The sequence below is a fragment of the Marinomonas sp. 63XJN7_9_ISO-PGPR-S23-217 genome (genome assembly GCF_056173515.1).
In genome coordinates this window covers 4330762-4344692 of sequence record NZ_CM149678.1, presented here as the reverse complement: position 1 = coordinate 4344692, position 13931 = coordinate 4330762, and the positions used below count along the sequence as shown (strand labels likewise).

The 13931-nt window shown below is 44.5% G+C and carries 13 protein-coding genes; 5 read left to right on the top strand and 8 right to left on the bottom strand.

Annotated elements, in window-relative coordinates:
* Positions 1–2 precede the first annotated feature (2 nt).
* From apaG to AC0VYI_RS20340, 5 genes are read right to left on the bottom strand one after another with little or no spacing between them, the layout of a single operon-like run.
* On the bottom strand, positions 3–377 hold the full coding sequence (apaG, locus tag AC0VYI_RS20360; RefSeq protein ID WP_233407464.1) for a Co2+/Mg2+ efflux protein ApaG: 375 nt from the start codon (positions 375–377) through the stop codon (positions 3–5).
* 5 nt (positions 378–382) lie between these two features.
* The gene (rsmA, locus tag AC0VYI_RS20355) at positions 383–1180 is read right to left on the bottom strand and encodes a 16S rRNA (adenine(1518)-N(6)/adenine(1519)-N(6))-dimethyltransferase RsmA (RefSeq protein WP_475445188.1); all 798 of its coding nucleotides are present in this window, start codon (positions 1178–1180) and stop codon (positions 383–385) included.
* Positions 1158–2195 (bottom strand): 4-hydroxythreonine-4-phosphate dehydrogenase PdxA, encoded by a 1038-nt coding sequence (gene pdxA, locus AC0VYI_RS20350; RefSeq protein ID WP_475445186.1) that lies wholly within the window; start codon positions 2193–2195, stop codon positions 1158–1160. Before pdxA ends, rsmA begins: the two co-directional genes overlap by 23 nt.
* A 4-nt stretch (positions 2196–2199) precedes the next feature.
* The gene (locus AC0VYI_RS20345; RefSeq protein ID WP_475445185.1) at positions 2200–3477 is read right to left on the bottom strand and encodes a peptidylprolyl isomerase; all 1278 of its coding nucleotides are present in this window, start codon (positions 3475–3477) and stop codon (positions 2200–2202) included.
* A complete protein-coding gene (locus AC0VYI_RS20340; RefSeq protein ID WP_475445183.1) occupies positions 3478–5766 on the bottom strand; it encodes an LPS-assembly protein LptD in 2289 nt (762 codons plus the stop codon). It lies immediately after the preceding gene.
* A gap of 128 nt (positions 5767–5894) precedes the next feature.
* On the opposite strand from AC0VYI_RS20340, the gene djlA reads away from it, so the two are divergent.
* Positions 5895–6686 (top strand): co-chaperone DjlA, encoded by a 792-nt coding sequence (djlA, locus tag AC0VYI_RS20335; RefSeq protein ID WP_475445181.1) that lies wholly within the window; start codon positions 5895–5897, stop codon positions 6684–6686.
* Between the two features lie 6 nt (positions 6687–6692).
* Here the strand turns inward: djlA and AC0VYI_RS20330 are convergent, their stop codons facing one another.
* Positions 6693–7793 carry a DUF3530 family protein gene (locus tag AC0VYI_RS20330; protein ID WP_475445179.1) on the bottom strand — a complete coding sequence of 367 codons (1101 nt, stop codon included), beginning with the start codon at positions 7791–7793 and terminating at the stop codon, positions 6693–6695.
* Positions 7794–7929: 136 nt separating this feature from the next.
* On the opposite strand from AC0VYI_RS20330, the gene rpe reads away from it, so the two are divergent.
* Positions 7930–8601, top strand: coding sequence for a ribulose-phosphate 3-epimerase (gene rpe, locus AC0VYI_RS20325; protein ID WP_475445177.1), 672 nt, complete (start codon positions 7930–7932; stop codon positions 8599–8601).
* A complete protein-coding gene (locus AC0VYI_RS20320; protein ID WP_475445175.1) occupies positions 8601–9281 on the top strand; it encodes a phosphoglycolate phosphatase in 681 nt (226 codons plus the stop codon). Before rpe ends, AC0VYI_RS20320 begins: the two co-directional genes overlap by 1 nt.
* Before the next feature lie 138 nt (positions 9282–9419).
* On the opposite strand, the gene AC0VYI_RS20315 is transcribed toward AC0VYI_RS20320, so the two are convergent.
* Positions 9420–10592, bottom strand: coding sequence for a mechanosensitive ion channel family protein (locus AC0VYI_RS20315; RefSeq protein WP_475445173.1), 1173 nt, complete (start codon positions 10590–10592; stop codon positions 9420–9422).
* A 72-nt stretch (positions 10593–10664) separates the two neighbouring features.
* Entirely contained in the window at positions 10665–11996 is a 1332-nt protein-coding gene (locus AC0VYI_RS20310; RefSeq protein WP_199473859.1) for a magnesium transporter, read from the bottom strand.
* Positions 11997–12299: 303 nt separating this feature from the next.
* Between AC0VYI_RS20310 and AC0VYI_RS20305 the strand changes: the two genes are divergently transcribed.
* Together AC0VYI_RS20305 and trpD are read left to right on the top strand one after the other, a co-directional pair.
* Entirely contained in the window at positions 12300–12878 is a 579-nt protein-coding gene (locus tag AC0VYI_RS20305) for an aminodeoxychorismate/anthranilate synthase component II (protein ID WP_475445171.1), read from the top strand.
* A 9-nt stretch (positions 12879–12887) separates the two neighbouring features.
* On the top strand, positions 12888–13916 hold the full coding sequence (gene trpD, locus AC0VYI_RS20300) for an anthranilate phosphoribosyltransferase (RefSeq protein ID WP_475445169.1): 1029 nt from the start codon (positions 12888–12890) through the stop codon (positions 13914–13916).
* Positions 13917–13931: the final 15 nt, after the last annotated feature.

The following is a 13931-nucleotide window of genomic DNA, read 5'->3' as shown; positions in this document are numbered from 1 at the left end:
CCTCAGTGAACTTGATTTGGAACAGAAAGACGAAAAGCTCGAATAGGGGCTTCGAACTCGGTGCCATCATCGGCAATAAATTGATAGCTGCCATGCATGCTGCCAACCACGGTATCCATTACCGTTCCACTAGAGTATTGGAAGGATTCACCTGATTCAAGGTGAGGGTATTCCCCTACAACTCCGCCACCTTTTACTTCTTGTATCTTTTCATCGCCGTTAGTAATGATCCAGTGTCTTGATAGGAGTTTTGCCGCTTGTGTACCGCAGTTGGTAATCGTAATGTGGTAGGCGAATACATAGCGTGATTCGCTAGGTGTAGATTGGTGGGGGAGGTATTCGGTTTGAACATTGACTGCGATATCGTATTTTAGCATTTCAATTATGCCTCCTTGTTTTGGATGAAGTTAGCAATGCGCACATAATCCTCAACGTCTAGTCGCTCTGGGCGAAGACCTGGGTCTATGTTTAGCGCATTGAAGTCATCATTACTCAGCACCCCTTTGTAATTATTTCGCAACGTTTTACGACGTTGGTGAAAGCCGATACGAACCATGTCTTCTAAGGTCTTAATATCGTTAACTGGGTAAGGCAGTGTTTTGTATGGCGTCATGCGGACTATTGCAGAGTCTACTTTCGGAGCTGGATCAAATGATTCCGGCCCCACGATAAACAGGGATTCCACTTGGCAATAATATTGTGCCATTACACTTAAACGACCATATAAACTATCACCTGGACGCGCAGCAAGCCGGTCGACGACTTCTTTTTGCAGCATAAAGTGCATGTCTTCAATGCAGTTAGCTTGACTTAATAAATGAAAAATCAATGGTGTCGAAATGTTGTATGGCAAGTTACCAACGACACGAATGGCTTGCTCTTGCGCCAGAGATGAAAAGTCAAATGTCATGGCGTCCGCTTCGTGAACCGTCAATTCAGGGTAACGAAACAGATTCACTTTGAGAATAGGAATAAGGTCGCGGTCTAATTCCACGACGTCCATACGCTCGGTGACGCTGATGATGCCTTCTGTTAAGGCGCCTTTACCTGGGCCAATTTCAACAAGACGTTGGCCTTTTTTAGGACCAATGCAAGCGACGATACGCCGAATGACACCATGGTCGTGAAGAAAATTTTGGCCGAAGCGTTTGCGGGCTTTATGGGGTTGTGTTTTGCTCATTAGGAAATTGTTTCGCATTATTGGCCATATTGATGGCGTGTTGAATGGCTACTTTAAGGCTGCCATTATTGGCTTTGCCTGTACCAGCTAAATCGATGGCAGTGCCATGGTCTACGGACGTTCTTATGATGGGTAGGCCTAATGTGATATTCACTGCGTTACCAAATCCCGAATATTTTAGCACAGGTAATCCCTGATCGTGATACATGGCTAGCACACAGTCAGCCTGCTCCAGATATTTTGGTGTAAATAATGTATCTGCTGGCAAGGGGCCCACTAAATCCAAGCCTTGTGCACGAAGTTCATTCAATGTCGGTATGATGGTGTCTATCTCTTCCATACCAAGATGCCCATCTTCGCCTGCATGGGGGTTCAGTCCGCACACTAAAATTTTTGGTCTACTGATCGCGAATTTGCGTTTTAAGTCTGCATTTAGCGCATGAATCACACGAGATAGAGTGTCTTTGGTAATAGCGGAGGACACTTCTTGTAGTGGTAGATGAGTGGTGGCCAAAGCAACTTTCATGGCCTCTGTTGCTAGCATCATGACGACTTGGGGCGATTGACAAAGGGCTTGGAAAAACTCGGTGTGCCCTGAAAAATGCACCCCTGTATCGCATAAAATACCCTTATGAACAGGAGGCGTGACAACGGCATCAAAGGTTCGATTTAAACAGCCTTCCCCTGCTTTTTGTAAGGTTTCTAAGACATATGGAGCATTGGCAACATTGAGCTCTCCAGCTTTTGTCGGGACAGCAAGAGGTACTGGAAACAGATAAATATGGCCAGCCTGGTGTAATGGCACTTTATCGATCTGGGTCACCGTATGTAATTTGGGGGCTAGCCCCAATTGGTTGGCCCTTGTTTGTAACAGTTCAAAATCCCCTAGAACGACAAGGCGTGCGTTAAACGTCTGTTCGCTTAACGCACTGAGTATGATATCAGGCCCAATACCAGACGGCTCACCAGAGGTAATGGCTATAAGAGGGGGCTGATGGGTCATGCCTTGAACCATGGAACTAGTTTCCCTCTTTGATATCAATAAAGGCATCTGCTTTGAGTTCACCAAGCCAGTTGCTCAGAACGGCATCTTGTTTTTGGGCGATGAGCGCTTCGCGGGCTTTAGCTTGCAGAACCTTTTGACTAATATCTTCTTTACGACGGGCTTCGACTTTCAAAATATGCCAGCCAAACTGGGTTTTAAAGGGGCGACTGATTTGACCGACTGGCGTTTCATCCATTTCCTGCTGGAACTTGGGAATCATGGTGCCCGGAGAGACCCACCCTAGACTACCGCCTTGTAAGGTAGAGCCTTCATCTTCACTGTATTTTTTCGCCAGTGTGGCAAAGTCAGCACCATCTTTAAGCTGTTTATAGAGACGTTCTGCTAAGGCTTTTGTTTGTGCTTCATCGCGAATAGCGTTGGAGCGGAGCAATATATGGCTGACTTCTGTTTGTTGTTGAATCGTTTGTGATTCTGAACGTTTGCCGTCAACCCATAGCAAATGGAAGCCTGCGGGGCTTTGAAGTGGGCCAACGAGCGTACCATCTTTTTTGCCAGCAATGGCTTTAACGAATAGGGGGGGTAATTGATTAAGAGGGCGCCACCCTAGATCCCCGCCTTCAATGGCAAATTGACCATCAGAATTAGCAACGGCCTGATTCATGAAATCCTTTTTGGAGTGAATTTTTTTCGCAATGGCTTCAATTTTCGCTTTAGCCTCATCCGGGTTAGCGGCACGAATCAAAATTTGGTAGAGGTGAACTTCATCTTTGTCTTTGGTCTGATCGGCATTAGCCGCCAAGTAATCATTAATTTCTTGATCTGTGATCGAGATACGTTTGCGAATGATTTCTCGCTTAATGTCGTTGATCAAAATTTCTTTTTTGATTTGGGCTCGATAGCGGCTGTAGTCAATCCCTTGTTGCTTTAACGCATTCTTGAGGCCAGCAAGATCCAAGTTCATACGCTTTGCAACGCCTTGAATGGCTTGATCGACTTCAGAACTGGAAACTTGCATGCCCACATCCGTGGCATAATTCGCCATTAGTGTTTCGTCGATCAATTGATTAAGAATTTGGCGGCGAATGTTGGGCGTCATTATACCGCCAGGCACACGGTTTTTAACCACATCAAAACGTTCTTGAATATCACTGTCTAGAATGGCACTTGAATCAACAATGGCGGCAATACCATCTATTTTGGTTAGGCCATCGTTGTTAGTCGCCGCGTAGAGCGATTGAAAAGGCGCGATAAAGAGAAATGCGCTTAATATTAGGGAAAACAACTTCATCATTTAATATCCAACTTGTCCATTATTCCAATAGTCTTGGGCGACACTAGGCTCTCCACTGTTCTGCCCAACGGTACTCAAACTGCGTAAATTAAAGAGTAGGAACACGCCGCGTTCCATATCACTGTTGTCATTCAACCATTCTTGGTAACTCAATGATACTTTCACGCAGCAGTTTTCATAACCAACCCCGGCAACATCTTTGGTTTTCTGGTGTTTAAAAAAGTCATAGGTACGTTGTAGATACATCGACCAATCCTGACTAACAGGGAAAATGGTGCTCACATTCGCCTGTTTTGCATCATTGGTTGGGTCTTCATTGCCAACAGTATAGAGATAGCTCATGTCTAATCGCACATAATCGGCTGGTCTCGTCTTAATGATAACTTGAGCGAGGTTGGATTTGTGCGTGTTGACATCATAATTTACATTTCCTGTCAGACTAAAACGGTTACTGCCAGTGTAAGTGACGGAACCGAGTAAGGGGCTCTGATTTTCAGTATCAACAGGTGTGTTTTGGCTGGTTGCTCCTGTTATGTTGACGTAACGATCCTTCAGGTATTGAACTTGTCCTAGTTTAAATGCCCACCGCTGGCGATTTTGACCGTCATAAAGTCGGCTTTCAATACCCAATGTTACTTGCTCTGTGTCCCCCACTCGGTCATTACCATTGAACCGTTGATGGCTAAAGGCTTGAGAATAATTAAGGGTTGGCACACTGGCATCAAAGTTTGGAATCAAGCTTTGATCTTTATAAGGCGAGTTTAGATAGCTTAAACGAGGCTCTAAGGTTTGTCGCCATATGGAGCCGTCGATTAATAACGGGCGTTCAAACACGACACTAGAATCAAAATAAACCGATGCATGGTTTAAACTGGTATCGTAATCTGGGGATTTGTAATTATGTATTCGATAGTCACGGTAATTTAATAACACCCCTGGTGAGAAGGTTCCCCAAGTATTGCTTAAATTTAACGAGATATCTTGGTTTAATACGCTTCGTTTGCCATCGAAGTTGTTTTCATCTGGATCGTAAAAATCCGTATACTGACCATCCACACTGTAGTTTAAATAAGTGGTAGCGTAGCGGTATGAGGAGTCTATGCGTGGTTTCCAATCAAATGGTTTGTCTAGGGTCGGATCCGGTGTTTGGTAAGTACGGATGATGGCCTTACTGCTAAAATTGCCACTGTTAAAACCTAGGTAAGCACTTCGCTCGTAATTGTCCTTTTGCTTGATGGACGTTGAGTTGACATCTGGGTACTTGTTTTCTGTCGGGTTGTCTTCGTACAACAATCCAGAGGAGATATTGTTGGTAAACTGTTGGTCGGTTTTGAACTTCAGTAGCGTTTGCGCGCCATCCGCCGGTCTTGAAGAGTCGAAAGATTTATGTTCGTCAAAGGTGGATTGCTCATAGGTGGTTAAACCGTATTTGCTTAAATGGCGAATTTCAAGGTCAAGTCCATTCCCTTCATTGGTGACAATATTGGGGGTGATGGTTGCGTCATAGTTGGGGGCCAAATTCCAATAAAATGGTGTCGACAGGGATAGGCCTTTGCTTCCAGAGAAGCCGAAAGTCGGGAATAAAAAACCTGTCTGGCGAGCGCTTGTTAAGGGGAAGCGTAGCCAAGGGAAATAGAATACCGGTATATCATGAACTCGTAATTGTACGTCTTCTGCGGTACCAAATCCGGCTTTTGGGTTAAGTTCTATTGAATTGCCATAAAGCTTCCAGCTATCTTCCGTTGGTTCACAGGTGGTGTAGTAGCCTTGGTAAATAAAGATAATGCCATTTTTACTACGCAATAAAGATTTTGCTGCACCTCGTTGACCTGTTGCAATACTGACGAATTTTGCGTCCACAAACTCCGTTGGCGAGTCATTGTCGTTGGATATGTAGCCACTGGTTCCACGAATAACTTGGCCTTTTTGGCGTAAGATGATGTTGCCATTGGTTTTATAGTACTTGCCTGGCACCCCTTCGATCTGATTTGCCTGCAATGTGGATGTCGGTTTGATGACCTCAGCATCACCGATTAAATGGACAACCCCCGACTTATCACGATAAATCGTCTTAGCATTGAGGTTGGTATCAAGGCTGTTTGTGGGTTTCCAATGATCTACATAAGTGCCTTGACAATATCGGCTTATTTGTTCTTGTTGGGCTTTGGGGAGTGATTCTCTCGGCACCCAATCCCATTGATTTTCTTTTGTCACTTGGCTAGCGTGCGCCAGTGGAATGACGAAAAGAGTTTGAAAAAATAAAGCGTAAATACGTAAATACTTAACCATGCAGGGTATACTTGTTGGTAAATAGTGATTGTCCCAAATTGGACTCTTCCCTTATACGGGTCCATGTTGTTGGCAAATGATAATCTAAGCAGGCCTCTAGGGGCTACCGATTCTGGAGAAATATCTTTATGTGGAAATTGGTCGGTGCAATTCTCGGCACTCTCTTAATGGGTTTTTTAGGCGGCCTAATTGGCTTAATTGTAGGCGCCATGCTAGATAGAGGGCAACGAGGCGGTGCTTTTATGGGAGCCAGCACTCGTTCTAATATCCGCCAACAGCAAGAAGTTTTTTTTCGTACACTCTTCTTATTAATGGGAAGATTGGCAAAATCTGACGGTCGAGTGACAGAAGAAGAGATCCAATTGGCGCAAGCGGTGATGCAAAGGTTACGTCTTTCCCCTGCTGCCCAAGAGCAAGCTCGTCAATTTTTTAATGAAGGAAAGTCTGCGAGTTTTGATTTGACCGCTGTGCTTACTCACTTTCGAGAAGTGGTTGGGCCTGGGGATTTGACCCGTACTTTGATTGAGATTCTCTTAATCTCGGCCTACTCTGATGGGCATTTTAGTGTTGAGGAAAAATCCCTCGTTTCTCAAGTATGCGCTTATCTAGGGGTGTCGGTTGCTGAATTCGAAGCCTTACATATCCAAGTGAAACAGCAAACGCATTTTCGTCAGGGCTACCAATCCTCTGCCAATGCGCAGGATTCTAAAGATTTACTAAAAGCCGCTTATGATGTGTTAGGTGTGAAAGCGGACATGAGTGACGCGGAAATCAAAAAAGCCTATCGCAAGTTAATGAGCCAAAACCATCCGGACAAACTCAGTGCCAAAGGGTTGCCGGATGAAATGATTGAACACGCTAAAGAGCGAACACAAGAAATACAAGCCGCTTACGAGCTGATTAGAAAATCACGTAAGTAGGAGTGGTTATTCTGTTCCATCATCGGCAGGGCTTTTATAAAAAAGCCCTTTATCATAATCTGGTAGGGACTGTAGTTGCTCCTTTTGCTGAGTGTTTTGTTTTAAAAAGCCACGAACATATTGAATGAGTATCAGTCTTCCATCCATGGTTCTTTTGGTTTCGGCGAATGCATCCATTTGTACATAGTTGAGATTACTGTCTGATCTTTTATTGGCTGCCTGTTTTCGCCAGAGCGCGAAACGTTTGAGTGCTATGGATTGGCCATAGTAGTAGTCTAATATAGGTACATTGATTTGCCGTATTTGTTGGGCTAATTGGTAATCTGTAATCGGCTTTGCTGTGTCTACGTTAATAATCGCTAGGGCGTTTGCGGCTTTGGGGTTTGTCGCGAGATAAGTCATGGCATAAGCGGCCCCCGTTCCATAACCGACGAGTACAATTTGTTTGGCCCCTTTTTGTTTAGCCTCCGTTATGACCGCTTGTAAGCGGTCAAACACCACTTTCTGATTGGGTAACTCGCTCTTGTCTTTCGCATTACTATTGGTATTGCTTTTGGTCGCTGTCGTGTCAGTGTTCGATGTGTTAGAGCCTGTGGTCGGAAACGATGGCTGTGGAAAGTCCGTAATGGCATTGGCACGTGGCGTAATATCTGGGATTTCCATTGAAATGGTGCACCAGCTGTACTGCGGGAGCGCATTTCTAAGGGGGGCGATCACGGTTGGCCAATCTGGGTGTTCGTTATCGGAAGGCAGTAAAATCACACAACCTTCTGTGTCGCGAGTTTGTGATTCTTGATAGAGGGTTAAAAACGGTGTTGTGTTATTGGCATTAAGAATATTGATCTGATGAGCCTGTTGATTTTGCTCTAAACGGGTTTCCAAGGCTTGGATGCGGCTTCTCTGTGGTGTTGGCATGACCCTTTTATCGTTGGCCGTCGTGCTATTGGTGTTATTTTTTGTGGGAGATGTCGCTTGTTTGGATGTGGTTGGCGTCGTGGCTGGATTTGCTGGATTGGTTTGGGAGTCTGTCGCAGCGAATAGATTCGATGACAATAAGATGATTATGGTTGGTAAAAGAATTCGCGATGGGGGAATATTTTTCTTCATTGTTTCAATACTTATGTCATTTGCCTTGTTAGAATAAACGATCTTTTACTGTGTGTCCTTACGCTCGATGGATGACTAGTTTGTTGCATCGTGCTTAAGTCCTACTGTTTCTATTCTGTCATTGCTGGAGCCAGATATGAATGATTTTATCATTGCCCCATCTATTCTTTCTGCTGACTTTGCTTGTTTAGGCGAAGAAGTGGATAAAGTATTAGAGGCTGGGGCTGACATGATTCACTTTGACGTGATGGATAATCATTACGTTCCTAATTTAACGATAGGGCCGATGGTCTGTAAAGCGCTACGTCATCACGGCGTGACGGCTGATATTGATGTTCATCTGATGGTCAAACCCGTTGATCGTATGATTGAAGAGTTTATTAAGGCTGGGGCTTCTAGTATTACTTTCCATCCTCAAGCAAGTGAGCACATTGATCGTTCTTTACAGATGATAAAAGATGGCGGCTGCAAAGCAGGATTAGTGTTTAATCCTGCCACACCATTGAATGATTTGAAGCATGTGATGGATAAGATCGACATGATTCTTTTAATGTCGGTCAACCCAGGATTTGGTGGTCAATCTTTCATCCCTTCAACATTGGATAAAATCCGTGAGGCGCGAGCCTTGATCGACGCCAGTGGTTATAACATCCGTTTAGAAGTGGATGGTGGGATTAGTGAGAAAAACATTGCGGAAGTGGCGCAGGCTGGAGCGGATACATTCGTGGCAGGGTCGGCTATTTTTGGCAAAGACGACTATCAAGCTGTGATTAGTAACATGCGCGCTGAATTGGCGAGAGTACGCTAATGAAAACACCGAAGCATTTTAAAGCCTGGTTTGATGGTTGGCCGGAGTTAGTCTGCCTTGACCTTGATGGTACTTTGGTTGACAGCGTTCCCGATATTGCTGAGGCTGTTGATGTTGCTTTAAACGCATTAGGGGCAAATAGAGCAGGCGAAGAACGAGTTCGTGGTTGGGTGGGTTTTGGCTCCAAAAAATTGATTGAGCAAGCGTTAGATTGGGCACAACTTGACCGTGATCATTACGAAGAAGCTTATAAAGCGTTTTTGCAACATTATCATGTTCATGTGGCTGATAACACGCAACTTTATCCTAATGTAAAAGCGTTACTTAAAGCCTTTAAACATCAAAATGTACCTATCGCTCTGATTACCAATAAACCGAGTGGTTTTATTAAGCCAATTTTAGATCGTTTTGAGATAACGGAACATTTTGCTTGGTTTCTGGGGGGCGATACCTTAGAAGAACATAAACCATCCGCTATGCCTTTGCTGTATTGTAGTGATGCCATTGAGGCGAAACCTGAAAACTGCTTAATGATTGGCGATTCTATTACTGATTATCGAGCTGCAAGTAGCGCAGGCTTTCGTTGTGCCCTGGTCACATATGGTTATCATCAAGGTGTTGATCTTGTTTCGCTCGGAGCAGATGCCGTAATAGATGACTTAACAGAATTGCTCATTTGATCTGCTGATATTTTTATGTCAATAAGGTCATTACCTCGTCGACAGTAGGCGAATCAAAAATAGACATATCAAAAAACAATGCCAAGCGACTTGCTCGGCATTGTTTTATGGCAAAAGTGGTGGATGGAGTCCTCATCATCATTGACGTTGTGAATCTTTTTCGCTTCCTTCTGATTTGTGTTCGATTTGAGAGGCACTCTTGTCTTCTTTGGATGGCTTAACTAACGTCATCTGGCTATCAGGTGCTATATGCAAGGTCGTGGTTGGGAAGGAGACTTCAGCACCATACTCTCCGATAATCTCCATCGCTTTGAATAGTACGTCCTGTTTCACATCGTGATAGGTTTTCCAGTCGACGGTTTTGGTAAACGCATAGATAAAAAAATTCAATGAAGATCCTCCAAACTCGTTAAAGTTGACCATGAAGGTTTCATTGGTATCTAAATCCTGATGTTGGCTTACCATTTCTTTAATGCTGGCAATGATCTGAGGGAGTTGGCTGAAATCATCATAGCGAACCCCAATCGTCTCATTAATACGGCGGTGAGACATTCTCGATGGGTTCTCCACCGAGATGGTCGAAAAAGTGGAATTGGGGACGTAAAGTGGGCGTTTGTCAAAGGTACGAATGCGGGTTTGGAGCCAGCCGATGTTCTCGACTGTTCCTTCTATGTTTTTATCAGGTGAACGGATCCAATCACCGACGGCAAAAGGTCGGACGAGGTAGACCACTAAACCACCAAAGAAATTAGTTAATAAATCTTTGGCGGCAAAGCCAACGGCAATCCCCCCGAGGCCACCGAAGGCGAGCACCCCAGAAATGCTATAACCAAGAGACTGTAAAATCACTAATAAGGCGGTAATGAGGACTGAGGCTCGCAGTAGTTTACTGATGGCGCTGGCGGTGGTGTAATCGACTTTGCTTTTTACCTTTGAAGACGTGGTAAGCGTGTTTTCGGCTTCTTTGATAAGGCGTAAAACAAACCAGGTGATAATAGCGATTACACCTACGGCGCGTATGGAAGATATCAAAGAGGAAAGCTTCTGATCGATTTCAGTCCCCGAAATTTCGGCAGCAATCGATAAGCCGGCTAACCAAATAAACATACCAATGGGTTTTTGTGCTGCATTGATTAGCACGTTGTCCCAAGGTGTTTTGGTTTTTTCCATTTTGTGTTCGATATGTATAAGAATCTTGGTCACTATAAAGTTTAAAAACAAAGTGATCAGCACGGCGATAAAAACGCGCACTACCCAATGCATGTTTGAATCACCTAAGCCAAGATAGGTCTGTAAAGTATGCCAAGTCATGGTGTTTTTCCTTTTAAAAATCGTGTTCGCATAATGGCAAGGGCATAAGCCATACGCTTAAAGTTGTAACGGTTAAAGCAGTAACATGGTGCCAAGTCCTAAGAAAGCAACGAATCCCGCAATGTCGGTCACAGTGGTTAAAATGACGGATCCCGAGAGGGCTGGATCGATTTTAAACGTATCTAATAGCACAGGAATGACAACGCCAGAAAATGCCGCCATGATGATATTAATGATAATGGCTAATCCAATCACTATGCCAAGCATTGGATTGTCAAACCACCAAAGTGTGACAAGCCCAATGACGATGGCCCAAAGGACGCCATTTAATCCGCCGACTTTAAGTTCTTTTAATAGCAAGGATTTGAAGTTGCTTCGGGTTATCTGTCCTAAAGCCAAACCCCTCACAATGAGCGTGAGTGTTTGACTGCCAGCAATGCCGCCCATCGAGGCGACAATAGGCATTAACACGGCTAATGCTACGACTTGTTGCAAGGTGGCCTCAAATAACCCGATGAAAGACGAGGCAAGAAAAGCCGTTAATAAATTAATGCCTAGCCAAATACCTCGAGTGCTAGCACTGCGTTTGACCGGAGCAAATAGGTCCGACTCTTCATTTAAACCTGCCGTCGACATTTGTTGAGCTTCGTTTTCAAGGCGCAGAGACTCCAGCGCTAACCCTGCGTGAAGGCGACCCAGTAGTACTTGATGTTCGTTGACAACAGGCAATGCGGATAAGCCTGAGCGTTCTAGCTGCTCAGCCGCTTTTATTAGGTTCGTTGTATCTAAAATAAAAGGGCAATCTTCATCCATTAGGCTGGAGATGGGTTCATGAGGTTGCGCCTTGAGCAGTTTGTCAAAGGGAACGCAGCCGACCCAGCGGCCAGTACGGTTCACTAAATAGATCATTTCCGTATAATTTGGTGTGGCTTTTTTTAATAGGCGCATGGCTTCAGAGACTCGCGCACTTTGAGAAATAATCAGTAACTCGTGATCCATCCAGCGTCCGACCAACTCATCATCGTAAACGATACCTTGTTGGTAGTACTCACGTTGTTTGGAATCCATTTGACTGAGTGCGAGATCGACTAAGTGATCAGGCAGAGAGTCGGCGATCTCGAGTAAATCTTCTGCTTCGGCATCCGCAAATAAGTGCTCTATATCGGCGTCATCTAACTCTCTTAGCAACAGTTGTCGAGACTCGCCGCGCATTTCAACCAAAATGTCTAAGCGGTTTGCTTGTTTAATGCTCTGCCAAGCTTGGGTTCGTTGGGCGAGTGGAATCGACTCAAGGGCCAAAGCAACATCATCTGGCGTGAGTTCAAGCATGGCCTTGCCAACGGATTCGGAAGAGTGTCCTTCCTGAATGAAAAGTTCAATTAAATCTGAAACTTGGCTGTGCACAAAGAGTCCTTAACGAATCAACATAGCAACTAAGTAATTGAGTGTGCAGTATAACTAGGATGGATTCAAACGGGGCGAGTTTTCTTGTGTACTTTTTGCAAAGAGATGGCAATAGCACGATGGTAACATTCAGCTAATGGAAATCTTAACGTAAAAGTGAGCCAAGATAAGCAGGGTTTGGTAGAATCCGCTTATCTTCGCGCTTGTTTCTCTATTCGTTTGCGAGCGATACTGAAAACGAACAGAGGTTGTTTAAACAATGATATTGATTCAATGTCATCAAATTAAGTATTGAATGTCTATATGTTGTTGATGATTGATAATTATGACTCCTTCACATACAACCTTGTGCAATATTTTCGTGAACTAGGGGCGGATGTGCAGGTGTATCGTAATGATGAAATCACGGTGGAAGAAATCGCTGCATTAGCGCCAAGCCATTTGGTGATTTCCCCAGGACCTTGTACTCCTAATGAAGCGGGCATTTCGATGGCGGCTATTCGGGCATTTTCAGGCAAAATTCCTATTTTAGGTATTTGCTTAGGCCATCAAAGTATTGGTCAGGTCTTTGGTGGGGATGTGATTCGTGCTAAAAATGTCATGCACGGTAAGACATCTTTGATTTATCACAATCATACCTCTGTGTTTTCTGGTGTTCCAAATCCACAGATTGCGACACGTTATCATTCTCTAGTGATTGATGAATTGTCATTGCCCGATTGTCTTGAAGTGACGGCGTGGACGCAAAATGAGGCAGGTGAATGTGAAGAAATTATGGGAATACGCCATAAGAGCTTGCCCATTGAAGGGGTGCAATTTCATCCTGAATCCATACTAACCGAGGCTGGGCATGCCTTGTTAGCAAATTTTTTGACACGATAGGAGAGTTGGGTGGATATCCAAAAAGCAATTGCAGCTGTTGTAAATCGCCAAGATCTAACAGGTGATGAAATGCGTATTGTTATGCACGACATCATGACAGGGATGACGACGCCTGCGCAAATTGGCGGTTTTTTGATTGGTCTTCGAATGAAAGGTGAGGCCGTCGCTGAAATTACTGCAGCAGCACAAGTGATGCGTGAGCTGTCTATTAAAGTGGATATTTCTCTAGATAATGTGGTTGATACTTGTGGCACAGGCGGCGATGGTGGGAATGTATTTAATGTTTCTACGGCGTCGGCATTCGTTGTGGCTGCCGCAGGCGGCAATGTGGCTAAACATGGTGGCCGCTCTGTTTCCTCCAAATCGGGTAGTGCAGATGTGTTGGAGCAGGCGGGTATTTATTTAGACTTGGATGCGGAGCAAGTTGCCCGTTGTATTCGTGAGATCGGCCTGGGTTTTATGTTTGCCCCTCATCATCATACAGCAATGAAGCATGCTGTGGGCCCGCGCAAGGAAATGGCTACACGAACGATTTTTAATTTATTAGGGCCTCTAACAAACCCAGCAAATGCCAAGCGTCAGGTAATAGGGGTCTTCTCTAAAGAGCTGGTTCGACCGATTGCGGAAGTGCTTAAAGCCTTGGGAAGTGAGCACGTTATGGTTGTTCATTCGGAAGATGGTTTGGATGAAATCAGTATCGCTGCGCCCACTCATGTAGCTGAACTGAAGGCGGGTGAGATCAGCGAATACACTATTACGCCTGAAACCTTTGGCATTCCTTTGCAATCATTAGATTCAGTTCAAGCAAAAGACGCGGAAGAAAGCTTAGCGCTTTTAAAAACGGCATTAGACGGCAAGGGTAAGATAAATCCAGCCCGTGATATTGTGGCGCTTAATGCAGGGGCTGCGATTTACGTTTGTGGCGTTGCTGATAGCCTAAAGGAAGGTGTGTCGATGGCGGAAGATATGATTGGTGGTGGGTTAGCAAAAATTAAGATGTCTGAATTGGCGAGCTTTACTCGCTACTTTATGAAGTAATGAGGCAAGCGTGAT